Genomic DNA, 14,403 nt, shown 5'->3' on the forward strand with positions numbered 1-14,403 from the left:
GCGCTAACGGGTAGCGCATGGAAATAGCGAGAACAACTATGGCCATTCATTTATGGGATTACGCACCTGACGCGCTGGAAGTATCGATGAGCGAGCTGCTGGTGGCCACGGCCGAAGGCGCCGATGACCTGATCGACCAGAACGTCAAAGAGGTGCTGCACGGCCTGCGCGAGCATCTGAAAATGGACGTGATCTTTGTCTCCGAGATCCGCAATGGCCAGCGCACCTTCAAGCATGTAGACCACAGCGCCGACAAGGCCTTGATCGAGACCGGTGGCGGCTCCTCACTGGAGCAGTCCTTCTGCCAATGCGTGCTCGACGGCCGCCTGCCGCCACTGGTGCATGATGCGGCAGAGCACATCGAGTCGGCCAAACTCCCTGCCACCCCTTTCCGCGTTGGCGCCCACCTGAGCACCCCCATCATCCTCGCCGATGGCCAGATCTACGGCACCCTGTGCTGCTTCAGCACCGAGCCCGATCCGACGCTGCGCGATACCGATCTGCAAAAACTCGCCGTCGTTGCCAAGCACACGGCTCGCCGCATCGATGTGCGCCGCGAGACTGAGCGCGACGCCGAACTGGAGAAATGGAAGCTGCAGCCGCTCGATGAGAAAAAGCAGGCCTGGGCTTTCCCTGGCAAGAAGGGAAACTGAGTCACACAACCTGACTGTAGCCAATGCGGCAGCAGCACAGCGGGTGTTGCGATTTCTATGGATACAATGTCAGCAAACGCGGGTGTCGTTCAGTGGTAGGACTCTTGCTTCCCAAGCAAATAATGTGGGTTCGATTCCCATCACCCGCTCCAGACAAAACAAAACGCGCCTTATGAGGCGCGTTTTTCATGGGTAGCTGCTGTGGCGATCAGTGGGTGTGCAAACCACCATTGACCGAGAACTCGGCACCCGTCGCATAGCCGCCATCTTCCGATGCCAGCCAGGCGATGATTGCCGCGATCTCGGTGGGCTCGCCCAGGCGCTTCATCGGGATGGTGCCAACGATTTTCTCCAGCACATCGGGGCGGATGGCCTTGACCATGTCGGTGCCGATATAGCCGGGGCTCACGGTGTTCACGGTCACGCCCTTGCCGGCCAGCTCCTGGGCCAGGGCCATCGAGAAGCCGTGCATGCCTGCCTTGGCAGCGGAGTAGTTGGTCTGGCCCGCCTGGCCCTTGGCGCCGTTGACCGAGCTGATGTTGACGATGCGGCCCCAGCCCTTTTCCACCATGTCGGCGACGACCTGCTTGGTCACATTGAACATGGAGTTGAGGTTGGTTTCGATCACCGCCTGCCAGTCATCGGGCGTCATCTTGATGAACATGCGGTCGCGGGTAATGCCGGCATTGTTCACCAGCACATCGATGCTGCCGTGCTCCGCCTTGGTCTTGGCAAAGGCTTCGACGGTGGATTCCCAGTTGCCGACATTGCCCACCGAAGCGTGGAACTCATAGCCCAGCGCCTTTTGCTCGCCCAGCCATTTTTGGAAATCGCGCGTGGGCCCGCAGCCCGCAATCACCTTGAATCCATCTTTGTGCAAACGCTGGCAAATGGCCGTCCCAATGCCTCCCATACCGCCGGTTACGTAGGCCACTTTTTGACTCATTCACATCTCCTTGGTTTTGCTTGAAATGCCTGTGCACTACCACTGTAACCAAGAAACGAGGTATGCAAACGCTCGTTTACGCCAAGCGAACAATTTCTTGCAGTAGCCCTTAATTTCGGCGATTTTGACCGGCTATTGCAACAAAAACGCGCCTGATTAACGCGCGGTTTTGATCGTTTTCGCGCCGCATCCTCGCAAACCCTATCACGAAGCAGACAGCCATAGTCAGGTATTTTTATGACAGTCCAATGGCCCTCAATGACGGAACAAGCACCAGCCTTGCCAAGCCCTCAGCCCTGTCTTGCGCGGCGACGGGCGCACATCAAAAAACCGCCCCGAGAGGCGGTTGCGATGCAAGCGATGCGGGGGAAGAACGGCTTAGAGACGCTCGACCGCCAGCGCCACGCCCATGCCGCCGCCAATGCACAGGCCGGCGATGCCGCGCTTGGAGCCACGGCGCTTCATCTCGTGCAGCAGGGTCACCAAGATGCGCGCACCGGATGCGCCGATCGGGTGGCCGATCGCAATGGCGCCGCCGTTCACATTGACCTTGCTGGTGTCCAGACCCAGCTCCTGGTTCACCGCGCAGGCCTGGGCCGCAAAGGCTTCATTGAGCTCGAACAGATCGACCTCCTCGGCCTTCCAGCCGGTCTTGGCCAGCACCTTGCGCACGGCATGCATGGGGCCCATGCCCATGATCTTGGGGTCCAGGCCCACGGTGGCAAAGCCGGCGATGCGTGCCAGTGGCTCGGCACCCAGCTCCTTGGCCTTCTTGCCGCTGGCAATCACCAGCGCGGCAGCGCCATCGTTGAGGCCCGAGGCATTCCCGGCCGTCACCGAGCCGCTCTTGTCAAAAGCGGGCTTCAGGCTCGCCAGCGCTTCGCCATTGGTCTTGCGGTTGATGTACTCATCGGCCTTGAAGGCCACCGGGTCACCCTTGCGCTGCGGGATTTGCACGGTGACGATTTCTTCGTCGAACTTGCCGGCGTCCTGCGCAGCCGCTGCCTTTTGCTGGCTGGCCAGTGCAAAGGCATCCTGCTTGTCACGGTCGATATGGAATTCCTTGGCCACGTTCTCGGCGGTGATGCCCATGTGGTACTGGTTGTACACATCCCAGAGGCCGTCGACGATCATCGTGTCGGTCATCTTCCAGTCGCCCATGCGCTGGCCGTCGCGCGAGCCGTTGAGCACGTGGGGCGAGAGGCTCATGTTTTCCTGGCCACCGGCCACGACAATCTCTGCATCGCCTTGGCCAACCGCCTGCGCTGCCAGCATCACCGCCTTGAGGCCCGAGCCGCAGACGGCGTTGATGGTCAGCGCCGGGGTCTTCTTGTCCACGCCGGCCTTGATCATCGCCTGGCGTGCGGGATTTTGGCCCACGCCAGCGGCCAGCACCTGGCCCATGATGACTTCATCGACCTGGTCGGCACCCACCTTGGCACGGGCCAGTGCTTCCTGAATGACGGTGGCACCCAGGTCAGTCGCAGGCACCTTGGCCAGCGAGCCGCCAAACTTGCCAACTGCCGTACGCACGGCGGAGATGATGACGATGTCTTCCATGATTCTTCCTTTTCAAAATGGGCACGGATGCCGTTGTCTCAGACGGCCCTGCGCTGCAGATTATTGCACCGCAGCATGGGGTTGGCGACCCTGCAATTGCAACCAGACCGCTATGGTTTCCAGGTCAGGCCTTGGCTTGCACATAGCTGCCGGGGGCGGGCTCCAGCTCCCGGTAGTCGGTGCGCGCGCGGCCATAGCTTTTGGGCGCTGCCACCTTTTTGCCTGCATGCTGGGCCAGCCACTGGCTCCAGTCCGTCCACCAGCTGCCGGGCAGCTCATCGGCGCCGTCCATCCAGGCATCGATGTCGGCGGGCAACTGGCCATCCTCGCGCAGCCAATGGCTGCGCTTGTTCTTGGCGGGCGGGTTGATGACGCCGGCAATATGGCCCGAAGCACCCATGACAAAGCGCTTGTCGCCCCCCAGCACCTGGGTGGATGCGTAGGCCGCGCCAATGGGCACGATATGGTCCTCACGCGAGCCGTAGATGTAGATCGGCATGTCGATCTTGCCGACGTCGAGCTTTTCACCGCAGACGCTGAGCGCGCCGGGCTGCACCAGCTTGTTTTCCAGGTAGAAGTTGCGCAGGTACCAGGCGTAATAAGGCCCAGGCAGGTTGGTGCAATCGCTGTTCCAGTACAGCAGGTCGAAAGGCGGCGGCGTCTCGCCCTTGAGGTAGTTGCCGACCACGTAGTTCCACACCAGATCGACCGGGCGCAGAAAACTGAAGGTGGAGGCCAGCTCCTGGCCGGGCATCAGGCCGTTCTGGCCCATGGTCAGCTCGCGGAACTTGACGAAGTTCTCGTCGATGAAGACATCGAGAATGCCGGTGTCCTGGAAATCCACCAAGGTGGTGAGCAAGGTGGCACTGGCCACCGAGTCATCGCCGCGTGCCGCCAGCACCGCCAGCGCGTTGACCAGCATGGTGCCGCCCACGCAAAAGCCCAGCGCGTTGATCTGGGGCTTGCCGGAGATGGCCTTGACCACCTCAATCGCTTCCAGTACGGCGCTGCCGATGTAGTCGTCCCAGCCCTTGTCGCCCAGGCTGGCATCCGGGTTGCGCCAACTGACGACAAAGGTACGGTGGCCCTGGGCCACGCTGTAGCGGATCAGCGAGTTGTCGGGCTGCAGATCGAGGATGTAGTACTTGTTGATGCAAGGGGGCACAAACAGCATCGGCCGCTCATAGACCTGGGTGGTCAGCGGCTTGTATTCGATGAGCTGGAACAGCGCGTTCTGGAAGACTACCGCGCCTTCGCTGGTGGCCACATTGCGGCCCACTTCGAACAGCGACTCATCGGTCATCGAGACATGGCCCTGGCGCATATCGGCCAGCATGTTCTGCAGGCCCTGGGCAATGCTCTGGCCCTGGGTGTCGAGTGCCTTTTGCTGCGCTTCGGCATTGAAGGCCAGGAAGTTGCTGGGCGCCGTCGCTGCCAGCCACTGCTCCACGCCAAAGCGGACACGCGCGCGGGTTTTCTCATCGCCTTGCACCGCATCGACCATATCCATCATGGTCTTGGCATGCAGCGCATAGCTGGCGGCGGTGAACGTGGAGACCGGGTTTTGCTGCCAGGCGTCGCCGGCAAAGCGGCGGTCCTTGGGCAGGGCCACCTCGCCCTTGGCGCCTTCGGTCCACAGCGCCAAGGCCGCTTGCGCGTACTGCGCCTGGATGGCCTGCAGCTTGGCCATGTCAAAACTGACGGGGGGCGTGCCCGCTGGCAGCGCCCCCAGACCGGCGGTAAAGCCCTGGGGTGCGCCTACCGCATTGAAGGGAGATGCCATGGTCTGCATGGACTGCATGCGCTCCATCCATTGCTGGGTCATCTGGCTGAGTTGCTGGAACTGGTCGCTGCCCAGTCCCCAATACGGTTGCTGCGTCATCGTCGTCTCCCTGAACAGGCTCCATGCCGGGCATGGGCTTGTGTGCATCTTAGGCGCAAAAAATGGCAGCCGTGTGCTGGTGGGCAGCAAGTTCGGGTAAATTCCAGGGCATGTACCTGATAGCGATAGCCTGGCTGTATGTGGTGGTGTTGATGGCGGTGGTCGAGGCCGCCAGCCCCCAGGGCAGCCTGCTGGGCGCCTTTTTCACCTTGCTGCTTTATGGCGCGCTGCCGCTGGGTTTGCTGCTGTTCATCGCCGGCACCCCTGCGCGGCGCCGCATGCGCCACCGGGCCGAAGCCGAGGCGCAACAGGCCCCTGCCCCACCGCCGCCGCCCGATGCTTCTTAAAGCCGCTTAGTGCGCTGAATGCCGCAGCCGCAGGCTGCTGAACACACCCGACATCGCGGCAAAGCCGGCTGCCAGATACAGCGCCACCGTCGTGCCATGGCCGCTGGCCACCGGCCACAAGGTGAAGATGATGGCCACCAGCACCGCACCCAGCGATTGCCCGGTCAGCCGCGCCGTGCCCAGCATGCCGCTGGCAGCGCCTGCGCGGGCCAGCGGTGCCGAGGTCACGATGGTGTGGTTGTTGGGCGACTGGAACAGCCCAAAGCCCAGGCCGCACAAGGCCATGCGCCAGCCGATGTTGAGGTCGCTCGGGTCGACTGGCAGCAGCGCCAGGCTCAAAAGGCCCAGCGCCAAAATCGCCATGCCGATGCCGCCGAGCAGACCGTCTTCTACCCGGCCAATCAGCCGCCCCGCCAGCGGAGCCACCAGCACAATCGCCACCGACCAGGCCGTCATCAGCATGCCGGCCGCAAAATGGCTGCGCTGCAGCGCGTCCAGCAGCAAGAATGGCAGCGCGATAAAGGACAGCATCTGCGCCGCAAAGGCGCCAATCGATGCCCCCATGGACAGCGCAAAAACAGGAATGCGCAGCAAGTCCAGCGGCAGCAAAGGCAGGCTGAGTTTGCGTTGGCGCAGCACATACCAGGCGCCCAGCAGCAGGCCCAAGCCCAGCATCAGCCAGCCTGAGGCGGACGAGCCGCCCGACTCCATGCCATGTCGTGCGCCGATACGCTCGGCCCCCAGAAACACCAGCGAGAACATCGCAAAATTCAGCGCCACATCAATGGGCGTCAACTTGGCATGCGGTGCATCCAGCAGCTGCTGCGGGTTGCGCGGCAAGGCCTTGCGGCCCAGCCACAAGGTCAGAATGCCCAGCGGCACATTGATCGCAAACAGCCAGGGCCAGCTGGCCACCGACAGAATCAATGCCGCCACACCAGGGCCGGCCACCGACGAAATCGCGACCACCAGCGAGTTGAGTGCCATGCCCTTGCCCAGCTTGGCCGCCGGGTAGGTCAAGCGCACCAGTGCAGCATTGACGGCCATCACCCCGGCCGCGCCCATGCCCTGCAGGCCGCGCGCTGCAATCAGCAGCCACAGCGACTGGGCCAGCATGGCCACGGCCGATGCCAGCGTAAAACACACGAGCCCCACCAGGTAGACCTTGCGGTAGCCAATGCGCTCGCCCAGCGCGGCCAAGGGCAGCAGCAGGCCCAAGGTGCCCAGCTGGTAGGCATTGATGACCCAGATCGCCTCGGCAGGCGACGCCTGCAGCTCCTTGGCCACCGTGGGCAGCGCCAGGTTCATGATACTGCCATCGAGCACGGCCACGATCAGGCCCAGCACGATGACCAGCATCGCCAGGCGCCGCTCGGGCATGGGCAGACCCTCGCTCAGCGAGGCCGGTTGCATGCGCGCCTCAGCCATGGCAGATCACCGGCATGTGTGGATGGGCAGTTTTCATACGGCGACGCTTTCCACCGCCTGGGGCTTGCCCGGGTAGAGCATGGTCAGGTGGGGAATGCCGTCTTCCAGATAGGGCTCCGAGACAACGTCGAATCCGCAGCCTTCGTAGAATTTTTGCAAATAGGCCTGCGCGCCAATGCGAATGGTGGTGCCTGGCCACAGACGGTCGGTTTCGGCCATCGCGTGGCGCATCAGCTCCCAGCCAGCCCCCGTGCCGCGCATCGCCTGCATGACGGCCACGCGGCCAATCGACGGCTCTGCATAGGCCAGGCCTGGCGGCAGCACCCGCACATAGGCCTGCAGCCTGCCTTGCGCATCACGCCCCAGCAGGTGCCAGGCATCCTGGTCTTTGTAGTCCAGGTCCTGGAAGGCAACCTGCTCGGCAATAAAGACCTGGCAGCGCACATGCAGCAGGTCATACAGCTGCTGCAGATTGAGCGCCGCAAAGGGCTGGAAGGACCAGCTCAGCTGGTCCAGCGTTGAAGAAGGCTTTGGCATGTTCTGTCCATCTATCGGGGGCCTGGGGACAGCGGCCACAGGCCCAGTTGCGCTCTAGCGCCGCATTGCGCACGCGCGGAAATCAGTCGGTCTTGATCTGCTTTTTGGCGGCCTGCAAGGACTGCACCACCTCGGGCATCACGTACTTGAACGTGCCCGTTGCATGGCTGCACAAGGCGCCCTGCTCGTCATACAGCCAGGCCTCGCAAAAGGCCATGCGGCTGCTGCGCGAGAGCAGCTTGCCCCTGGCCACCAAGGCGCCTTTGGCCGGCGCCATAAAGCTGGTTTTCATCTCAATCGTCACCGCGCCACTGCCGGGGATGGCACTGCGCGCCGCATGGGCCATGGTCACGTCGAGCAAGGTCATCGATGCACCGCCATGGGTGACTTCGTAGCTGTTGAGATGCTCGGGCCGGGCCCGGTAATGCAGCTCCGCCTCGCCGTTTTCCCAGCGGTGCAAGCTAAAGCCCAGGTGGCTGACAAAGGGGATTTCAACTTCAAAGGGCAGCACAGCACAGGCTCCAGCAACAGGCAAGCGTGGAGCATACCGCCTTTGGGCGCTTCCCTGGGGCAAACCCTGACATACAAGCGACAGCCAGTCGGGCAATACGCTGGCCTGCGCCATTTACGCAGGTTCTTACAGCGTGGTGATGGCCACGCCACCGTGCAAACGCTGCTGCACCACGGTCGCCATGCCGGCAGGCGCCTGGGCCAGCAAGGCGGGCCAGGCGCTCTGCGCCTGCCGCACCATGTCCTTGAGCAGGCTGATATGGCGCGGCACGCGCAGCAGACCGGCGGCCTTCAGGAGGGTCGCCACATCGTCCCAGCTGAGCGCCCGCATGCTGCTGTCAATGGCCTTGTTGACGGCGTACTGTTGCGGGGCCGAACCCTCAAAGAAGGCGGCGACGCAGACACAGTCGTAGACGGGAGCCAGGCGCGGCTGGCGCCCATCGGGGTAGACCAGCGCCCAGTTCTTCAGGTGCGCATCGGTATTGCCCATCAGGATGGCGGCCACTGTGCGGGCCAAAAACTCGCGGGTATCGGCAACGGGCTGGGGGCTCAGGCGATCGAGCACGCGCAGCATCGTCGGCCAGTCCTGCTGCAGGCCCTTGCCGTACTTGTGGCGCGGCGCATAGCCCAGGGCCTGGTTGAACTCCTCCATGTGCACACGGGTGCCGTCTGGCAGGTGGTCAAAGCGCTGCACGGCCAAGATCTCGTCAAACGGCAGGTGCTCGGGCAGATCGGCCTGTGCGCGGCTGATGATCTGTGCATCGGCCGTTGTCAGCCCCAAGGCCTGGCACAGCTGGTAGCAGCTGTACTCATTGGCCACCAGGTCAGGGTGCTGGGTGCTGGGCAGCTTCAGGATCACGCTGCCCGCCGCGCCCCGGCGGCGTACGGTATAGCGCCGGCCATCCTGCACGGCACTGAACTTGGTGACGATGCCTGGCAGCGACGCGGCATCGGCCACCGGAAACTCGACAAAACCGGGTTCGAGCACATCGAGGCCTTGCGAGGTGTGCCAGTGGCGCACCACGTCGGGAATGGCTTCATCGCGCGGCACGGGCTCCACTTCCAGCGCACCCATCAGGTCATGGCCGGCAGCGGCCAGCAGCTCAAACTCGTCATCGGGCGAGCAGCCCCGCTCTGCGGCCAGGCGCTGGCGGTTATGGCCCTCGGGCAGCAGGTTCTGAAAGTAGACCGGCCAGCGCCCATCGGTACGCACCAGCCGAGCGTCGCGCGCGGCATGCAGGATGCGCTGGGTGTCCGCCTCCGTCGCGCCCTGGTAGCTGAGCGAGAGCACAGGCCGCTCCGGATCTGCGATATAGCTCTCCTCGAACGAGACGCGCAGGATATCGCCGTACTGCGACAGGTAGCCAATCGCACGCCGCCCACCGCCCATGCTGCCGGGCAGGTGCATATAGAGACGCAGGTAGCGGATGGAGGTGCTCATTCAGTGCCTCGCTTGCGCCTAGCTTGCCTCAGGGCTTGCGGCCCGCCAGGCTGTCTACTACCGAAGGGGGGGCTTCCGCACCGGTCGGCTGGCCCAAAAACTTGCCGCCCGACTGGATAAAGGCCTGCAGCGCGGGCAGCAAATCAGCGGGCACCGCCACCAGCTGCATGCCCAGCACCCGGGCCATTTCGGCCACGGTCGAGTAGCGCGGGTCCACATCGCCGGTTTCGGTGCGCTGCACCGCCATGCGCGAGAGCCCTGCCTGTTCGGCCAGTTGGGCCTGGGTCAATTGCTGGGCTTTGCGGGCTGCCACCAAGGTGGCCATCAAAGAGGTAGTCATGCTGCATATTCTACTCTTTTTTGATGAAATGAGTAGATTAAATAACACAGTCAGATGCAAAAAGATTCCAAAAGTACTCATTTCAATAAAAATGAGTACTTTAGTGGCAAAGCTTGGGCGATAGCAGAGCGTTTAGGCCACCCAGATGCAGGCGGCAAAGCGCCCGGTGCCACCGCCGGGCGAGCCGTCTCGCCGGTGCGAGAAAAACCGCTCTTGGTTGGCCACGGTGCACCAATCCTGGCTGCCGTCATTGCCAAACAACGCCCCAAGGCCCAAGCGCTGCAAGCGGTGGCGGGCGAGGCCGCTCAGGTTGGCAAAAAACTTGCCCGGCTTACCGGGTACAAACAGCGGCGCGCAATCCGGGTCCGGGTCCACAAAGGCGGCCTGCACCTCGGCACCCACCTCAAACGCAGGCTGGCTGATGCAAGGACCCAGCCAGGCCATGGTTTGCGCGGCAATCTGGGCATCGCTCAGGCCGGCCTGGCCCGCCTGCCGGCGCACGCGATCGGCATAGGCGGCAAAGCAGCTCTCCAGCACCCCTACCCCGTCCTGCCCCAGCAAGCCCCGCCAACCGGCGTGGGCGGCGCCTACCACCGGCAGCTGCTGGTGGCAGAACAACACGGGCAGGCAATCGGCCGCCATCACGGTGCAGCCCAGCCCGGGTACATCGCTGACGCTGGCATCGGCCGGTTGCTCAGCGCCGCCGCCCTCGCGCAGCACCTGCACCTGGCGGCCGTGCACCTGGCGCACAAATACCGGCTGGCGGGGGCGGGCCTGGTCGGCACCGTAGCCGGCCTGCTGCTCCAGCGCCTGCATGGCCTGGGCGAGCAGCAGCCGGTTGCTTTGCACATGGCCAGGCACATCGCCCACGTTAAAGCTCAGGTTGGTGGTGCCAAACAGGCCTTCGCTGGCACCGCCGCCGCGCGTCGTGCAGAGCGCAAACACGCCCGGCGGCGTAGGCCACTGGGGCAGCAGCCAGTCAGCGGGAAAGGGGTTGGACGCAACATCACTCATGGCTGGGCATCCGGGCAGGCGGCAGGCTGGGCTTTTTGCACCGCATCGGTCGCAAAGGCCGCCTCATAGGCGGCCATCGTCAGTGGCAGGCCTTCAAGATGGACCTTGAAGCGCTGGGCATTGAAGACTTGCGGCACCAGCGCGCAATCCGCCATCGTCAGGCTATCGCCCCAGCAAAAACGCGATGGTGCCAGGCCTTGCGCCTGGCGCTCGGCCGCCAGCAGCACCAGCTGGCGCTCAAAGGCCTCCAACCCGGTGCGGCACCAGTGCTGGTACCACTGGGTTTTTTCAGCATCACTGTGGCCCAGCTCACCGGTCAGGTAGGCCAGCACGCGCAGGTTGTTGATCGGGTGGATCTCGCAGGCCACTTGCAGGGCCAGCGCGCGGACGCGGGCACGGGCCAAGGCATTGCCCGGCAGCATGGAGGGCGTCTGCGGGTAGGCCTCGTCCAGCCACTCGATCACGGCCAGCGACTGGTTCAGCCACAGGCCGTCATCGGTCTCCAACGCGGGCACCAGCGCATCGCCCACATGACTGGCAAAGGCGGGTTCGCGGTGCTCGGCCTTGACCAGGTGCACCGGCAGGTAGTCATAGGCCAGGCCCTTGGCCTGCATCGCAATGCGCACCCGGTAGGACGCGGACGAGCGGAAATAGTTGTGCAGCTTCATGGCGACCGAGCATAACGCAGGGCGGTGCAACTGCGGGTGGGCCAGTCACCCGCATGACAGCTGCAGCTCCCTGGCATGCCAAGACCAGCAAGGGCTGTGCCTGGGAGCCTGCAGGCTGCTTTGTTTTGCCGCATAATTTTTGGCACCGCTTCAACCGGGCGGTTTTCTCCCGCCTCCAACCAAAGTCCAGCATGAGCCAATACGTCATCCCTCCAGCCTCGCCAACCGGCGTACCTGTTCAAGGCAGCGACCAGCTGTTCCCCGTGCGCCGCGTCTACTGCGTGGGCCGTAACTACGAAGATCATGCCAAGGAAATGGGCTTTACCGGCCGCGAGGCGCCCTTCTTCTTCATGAAGCCCGCCGATGCCGTGGTGCCCGTGGCCACAGGTAGCACCGGCCAGATCGCCTACCCAACGCTCACCAGCAACCTGCACCACGAGATCGAGCTGGTGGTGGCCATTGGCAAGGGCGGCAAGAACATTGCTGCAGCAGACGCCGCCGCGCACATCTGGGGCTATGGCGTGGGCCTGGACATGACCCGCCGCGACCTGCAAAACGAGATGAAAAAGCAAGGCCGCCCCTGGGAAATCGGCAAGGCCTTTGAAGGCAGCGCGCCCATTGCAGCGCTGGTGCCCGCCGCCCAGGCCGGTGATGTCAACAACGCCGAGATCTGGCTCAAGGTCAATGGCGCCGAACGCCAGCACAGCAATGTGCAAAAGCTGATCTGGAACATTGCCGAGACCATTGAAGTGATCTCGCAAGCCTGGGAGCTGCAAGCCGGTGACCTGATCTTCACCGGCACCCCTGAAGGCGTGGCCGCTGTCGTCAAGGGCGATGTGCTCGAAGGCGGTGTGACGGGCCTGCCCTCGTTGAAGATCGAACTGGTGTAAGGCCAGGACAACGCGCCACCCACTGCGGTGGCGCTTTTTTTCGCCCCTGGCCGCGAGCAGCGCGGCCTTGACGCACAATAGACCGCATGACCTCACGCGCCCCCGTTGATTTTTGCCGCCGCTGCGGCACCCAGGTTGAGCACCGCCTGCCCGATGACGGCGACACCAAGATCCGCGCGATCTGCCCCGCCTGCCATACCGTGCACTACGAGAACCCGCTGAACGTGGTGGGTACCGTCCCCTATATGGGCGACAAGGTGCTGCTGTGCCTGCGCAATATCGAGCCGCGCAAAGGCTACTGGACCTTGCCGGCCGGCTTTATGGAGCTCGATGAGACCACCGGCCAGGGCGCCGAGCGCGAGACCGATGAGGAAGCCGGCGCCGACATCACGATGGGCCCGCTGTTCTCGCTCGTCAATGTGCCGCATGTCGGCCAGGTACACCTGTTCTACCTGGCCCAGCTGCAGAGCACCGAATTCAAGCCCGGCTGGGAAACCATCGAGGCGCGCCTCTTCAGCGAGGCCGAGATCCCCTGGGACCAGATCGCCTTTCGCACCGTCAAGGTCACCTTGCAGCGCTATTTTGAAGACCGCAAGCGCGGCGCATTCGGCATCCATGTGATCGATCTGGAGACGCCCGCCGGCCCCTTGGTTCCCCCCAAGGCCGCCCAAGCCTCCACCCCATCGACCACTTCCTGACCAGCGTGCCACCCATGACTTCTACCTTCACCCGCACCTCCTCAGCCCGCCGCCGCCTGCTGGGCAGCTTGGTACTGCCCGCCGTGGCGGCCAGCAGCGCCTGGCTGCCAGGCCTCGCCCATGCCGCCAAACTGCAGGACATGGCGCTGGCCCTGGTCGAGAAATACAAGCTTGGCCACAGCCTGCCCCAGGTGGGTTTGCAGATTGCGGCCAAATCGCCCGAGTACCAGGCCTTGATCGACAAGATGGGCCAGCAGCAAGCGGGCCAGGCGATGATTGCGGCCACGCGCTCGGTCGCAGCCGACTACCAAAAGCGCTGGGACACGCAGCTGGCTGCCGCCTACGCACAGAATTTCAACGAGGCCCAGCTGCAGTCCTTGCTCGACCAAGGCCCACAATCGCCGCATGCGCAACTGATGCAGAGCAAGCAGACCGACATCAACCGCATGATGCAGCAATCGAGCTCGGGCCTGCTGCGCGAGATGATGACCAAGGCCTACGCCAAGGCGCAGCAACCAGCCGCCGCGCCCAGCCCGGCTGCCAAAAAGACCAAGCCCTGAGTCGCTGAGCGGCCCCCCTGCGCAGGGCGTGGTGCGGCAACGCCAGCCCACATGACAATGCCGTATCCGCTATACAGCGGGTACGGCATTTTTGATGGACTGGTTATTTAGCGGCTGTCGCGCTTGGCCTGTGCCGCCCGGGTTTTGGATTGGCCGCTGGCCTTAATTTTCTTGTTCACCGGCTGGGCCTTGATGGGGTTGCCCCGGCTGGCCGCTGCCGGCTGGCGCGTAGGCACCGCGCCGCGCGCAGCCGCTGCAGCATTGCCGCCAACCTGGGCGCTGGCAGCAGCCGTTTTGCGTGCTTTGGCGGGCGCTGCTGCCGCCTTCTTCGCAGGGGCCTTGGTGGACTTGGCCGCTGGTTTTTTGACCGCAGCTGGCTTCTTGGCTGCGGGCACCTTCACGGCCGTCTTGGCTGCTTTGCGCGGCGCGGCGGCCGACGTTTTGCTTGCAGACTTGGTAGCCAGCTTCTTCGCCGCGCCCTTCACTGCTGGCTTGGCTGCGGTCTTGCTTGCTGTCTTCGTTGCTGTTTTGCTTGCAGTCTTCTTCGCCGCCTTCGCAGGGGCGGCTGCAGGCTTGGCGGCTGCGCCTGCCGCGCCCTTGAGGGCCGTCGCCTGCAGCTTGGCAAGCCGCTCTTCAAAGCGGCCCAGCAGGTCCTGTATCACATCGGCTTTGAGCTCGGTGCGGTTGTTCTCATTGCCCGCAGGCCGGCGCGCAGCGGCCGATCCCTTCTGGGTTTTGACCGTCTGGCGTTGGTAGAGATCGCGGTACTTGGCGCGCAAGGTACGGCTGCGGGTGATCTTGCTGCTGAGCTGGCGCTCGGTCAGATCCTTGATCGCATTGGCACGGCTGGCTTGGAACAGCTCCAACTCAGGCTTGGTCAGCAAGGTCTGAACTTGTCTCAGGGTATAGCTCACGGCATCTCCTCTGCA

Annotated in this window: 16 protein-coding genes and 1 tRNA gene; 6 read left to right on the plus strand and 11 right to left on the minus strand. The window is 63.7% G+C overall.

From position 1 onward, the window contains the following. Positions 1–38 precede the first annotated feature (38 nt). Both WH367_RS08035 and WH367_RS08040 read left to right on the plus strand, forming a co-directional pair. On the plus strand, positions 39–653 hold the full coding sequence (locus WH367_RS08035; protein WP_021028082.1) for a GAF domain-containing protein: 615 nt from the start codon (positions 39–41) through the stop codon (positions 651–653). A 78-nt stretch (positions 654–731) separates the two neighbouring features. Continuing rightward, positions 732–805 (plus strand) — tRNA-Gly (locus WH367_RS08040). A 56-nt stretch (positions 806–861) separates the two neighbouring features. Here WH367_RS08040 and phbB read toward each other — a convergent pair. From phbB to WH367_RS08055, 3 genes are all read right to left on the minus strand, one after another. After that, complete coding sequence (gene phbB / locus WH367_RS08045; RefSeq protein ID WP_021028090.1) at positions 862–1,599, minus strand: acetoacetyl-CoA reductase; 738 nt, start codon at positions 1,597–1,599, stop codon at positions 862–864. Positions 1,600–1,977: 378 nt separating this feature from the next. Further along, positions 1,978–3,159: an acetyl-CoA C-acetyltransferase gene (locus tag WH367_RS08050; RefSeq protein ID WP_339535352.1), complete on the minus strand. Its 1,182-nt coding sequence runs from the start codon at positions 3,157–3,159 to the stop codon at positions 1,978–1,980. A 124-nt stretch (positions 3,160–3,283) separates the two neighbouring features. Further along, positions 3,284–5,041, minus strand: coding sequence for a PHA/PHB synthase family protein (locus tag WH367_RS08055; protein WP_339535354.1), 1,758 nt, complete (start codon positions 5,039–5,041; stop codon positions 3,284–3,286). A 62-nt stretch (positions 5,042–5,103) separates the two neighbouring features. On the opposite strand from WH367_RS08055, the gene WH367_RS08060 reads away from it, so the two are divergent. After that, positions 5,104–5,388 carry a hypothetical protein gene (locus WH367_RS08060; protein WP_339535356.1) on the plus strand — a complete coding sequence of 95 codons (285 nt, stop codon included), beginning with the start codon at positions 5,104–5,106 and terminating at the stop codon, positions 5,386–5,388. Positions 5,389–5,394: 6 nt separating this feature from the next. Here WH367_RS08060 and WH367_RS08065 read toward each other — a convergent pair whose 3' ends face one another. The 7 genes from WH367_RS08065 to maiA all read right to left on the minus strand — a co-directional run bounded on the left by WH367_RS08065 (position 5,395) and on the right by maiA (position 11,326). Then, positions 5,395–6,816 (minus strand): MFS transporter, encoded by a 1,422-nt coding sequence (locus WH367_RS08065; RefSeq protein ID WP_021028094.1) that lies wholly within the window; start codon positions 6,814–6,816, stop codon positions 5,395–5,397. Between the two features lie 33 nt (positions 6,817–6,849). Next, positions 6,850–7,353, minus strand: a complete 504-nt coding sequence (locus tag WH367_RS08070) for a GNAT family N-acetyltransferase (RefSeq protein WP_339535358.1) — start codon at positions 7,351–7,353, stop codon at positions 6,850–6,852. Between the two features lie 82 nt (positions 7,354–7,435). Beyond that, positions 7,436–7,864, minus strand: a complete 429-nt coding sequence (locus WH367_RS08075) for a PaaI family thioesterase (RefSeq protein WP_339535359.1) — start codon at positions 7,862–7,864, stop codon at positions 7,436–7,438. Positions 7,865–7,990: 126 nt separating this feature from the next. After that, entirely contained in the window at positions 7,991–9,304 is a 1,314-nt protein-coding gene (locus WH367_RS08080; protein ID WP_339535361.1) for a type II toxin-antitoxin system HipA family toxin, read from the minus strand. Positions 9,305–9,332: 28 nt separating this feature from the next. Next, positions 9,333–9,644: a helix-turn-helix transcriptional regulator gene (locus WH367_RS08085; RefSeq protein WP_027011164.1), complete on the minus strand. Its 312-nt coding sequence runs from the start codon at positions 9,642–9,644 to the stop codon at positions 9,333–9,335. Between the two features lie 132 nt (positions 9,645–9,776). Beyond that, entirely contained in the window at positions 9,777–10,658 is an 882-nt protein-coding gene (locus tag WH367_RS08090; protein WP_339535362.1) for a polyphenol oxidase family protein, read from the minus strand. Continuing rightward, positions 10,655–11,326, minus strand: a complete 672-nt coding sequence (gene maiA / locus WH367_RS08095) for a maleylacetoacetate isomerase (protein WP_339535363.1) — start codon at positions 11,324–11,326, stop codon at positions 10,655–10,657. The genes WH367_RS08090 and maiA overlap by 4 nt, the downstream gene beginning before the upstream one ends. 191 nt (positions 11,327–11,517) lie before the next feature. Between maiA and WH367_RS08100 the strand changes: the two genes are divergently transcribed. The 3 genes from WH367_RS08100 to WH367_RS08110 all read left to right on the plus strand — a co-directional run bounded on the left by WH367_RS08100 (position 11,518) and on the right by WH367_RS08110 (position 13,474). Next, complete coding sequence (locus WH367_RS08100) at positions 11,518–12,216, plus strand: fumarylacetoacetate hydrolase family protein (protein WP_027011165.1); 699 nt, start codon at positions 11,518–11,520, stop codon at positions 12,214–12,216. An 86-nt stretch (positions 12,217–12,302) separates the two neighbouring features. After that, positions 12,303–12,914, plus strand: a complete 612-nt coding sequence (locus WH367_RS08105) for an NUDIX hydrolase (RefSeq protein ID WP_339518169.1) — start codon at positions 12,303–12,305, stop codon at positions 12,912–12,914. Positions 12,915–12,928: 14 nt separating this feature from the next. Next, on the plus strand, positions 12,929–13,474 hold the full coding sequence (locus WH367_RS08110) for a hypothetical protein (protein WP_339535364.1): 546 nt from the start codon (positions 12,929–12,931) through the stop codon (positions 13,472–13,474). A gap of 107 nt (positions 13,475–13,581) precedes the next feature. On the opposite strand, the gene WH367_RS08115 is transcribed toward WH367_RS08110, so the two are convergent. After that, positions 13,582–14,388: a hypothetical protein gene (locus WH367_RS08115; RefSeq protein WP_339535366.1), complete on the minus strand. Its 807-nt coding sequence runs from the start codon at positions 14,386–14,388 to the stop codon at positions 13,582–13,584. Positions 14,389–14,403 lie beyond the last annotated feature (15 nt).

The sequence above is a fragment of the Comamonas sp. MYb21 genome, assembly GCF_037479395.1.
GTDB lineage: Bacteria > Pseudomonadota > Gammaproteobacteria > Burkholderiales > Burkholderiaceae_C > Comamonas.

Excerpts from the sequence above, each read along its gene's own strand:
- maiA (WP_339535363.1), bottom strand. The coding sequence starts at position 11,326 with ATGAAGCTGCACAACTATTTCCGCTCGTCCGCGTCCTACCGGGTGCGC.
- phbB (WP_021028090.1), bottom strand. The coding sequence starts at position 1,599 with ATGAGTCAAAAAGTGGCCTACGTAACCGGCGGTATGGGAGGCATTGGG.
- WH367_RS08110 (WP_339535364.1), top strand. The coding sequence starts at position 12,929 with ATGACTTCTACCTTCACCCGCACCTCCTCAGCCCGCCGCCGCCTGCTG.
- WH367_RS08050 (WP_339535352.1), bottom strand. The coding sequence starts at position 3,159 with ATGGAAGACATCGTCATCATCTCCGCCGTGCGTACGGCAGTTGGCAAG.
- WH367_RS08100 (WP_027011165.1), top strand. The coding sequence starts at position 11,518 with ATGAGCCAATACGTCATCCCTCCAGCCTCGCCAACCGGCGTACCTGTT.
- WH367_RS08065 (WP_021028094.1), bottom strand. The coding sequence starts at position 6,816 with ATGGCTGAGGCGCGCATGCAACCGGCCTCGCTGAGCGAGGGTCTGCCC.
- WH367_RS08105 (WP_339518169.1), top strand. The coding sequence starts at position 12,303 with ATGACCTCACGCGCCCCCGTTGATTTTTGCCGCCGCTGCGGCACCCAG.
- WH367_RS08090 (WP_339535362.1), bottom strand. The coding sequence starts at position 10,658 with ATGAGTGATGTTGCGTCCAACCCCTTTCCCGCTGACTGGCTGCTGCCC.
- WH367_RS08070 (WP_339535358.1), bottom strand. The coding sequence starts at position 7,353 with ATGCCAAAGCCTTCTTCAACGCTGGACCAGCTGAGCTGGTCCTTCCAG.
- WH367_RS08085 (WP_027011164.1), bottom strand. The coding sequence starts at position 9,644 with ATGACTACCTCTTTGATGGCCACCTTGGTGGCAGCCCGCAAAGCCCAG.
- WH367_RS08035 (WP_021028082.1), top strand. The coding sequence starts at position 39 with ATGGCCATTCATTTATGGGATTACGCACCTGACGCGCTGGAAGTATCG.
- WH367_RS08060 (WP_339535356.1), top strand. The coding sequence starts at position 5,104 with ATGGCAGCCGTGTGCTGGTGGGCAGCAAGTTCGGGTAAATTCCAGGGC.
- WH367_RS08080 (WP_339535361.1), bottom strand. The coding sequence starts at position 9,304 with ATGAGCACCTCCATCCGCTACCTGCGTCTCTATATGCACCTGCCCGGC.
- WH367_RS08055 (WP_339535354.1), bottom strand. The coding sequence starts at position 5,041 with ATGACGCAGCAACCGTATTGGGGACTGGGCAGCGACCAGTTCCAGCAA.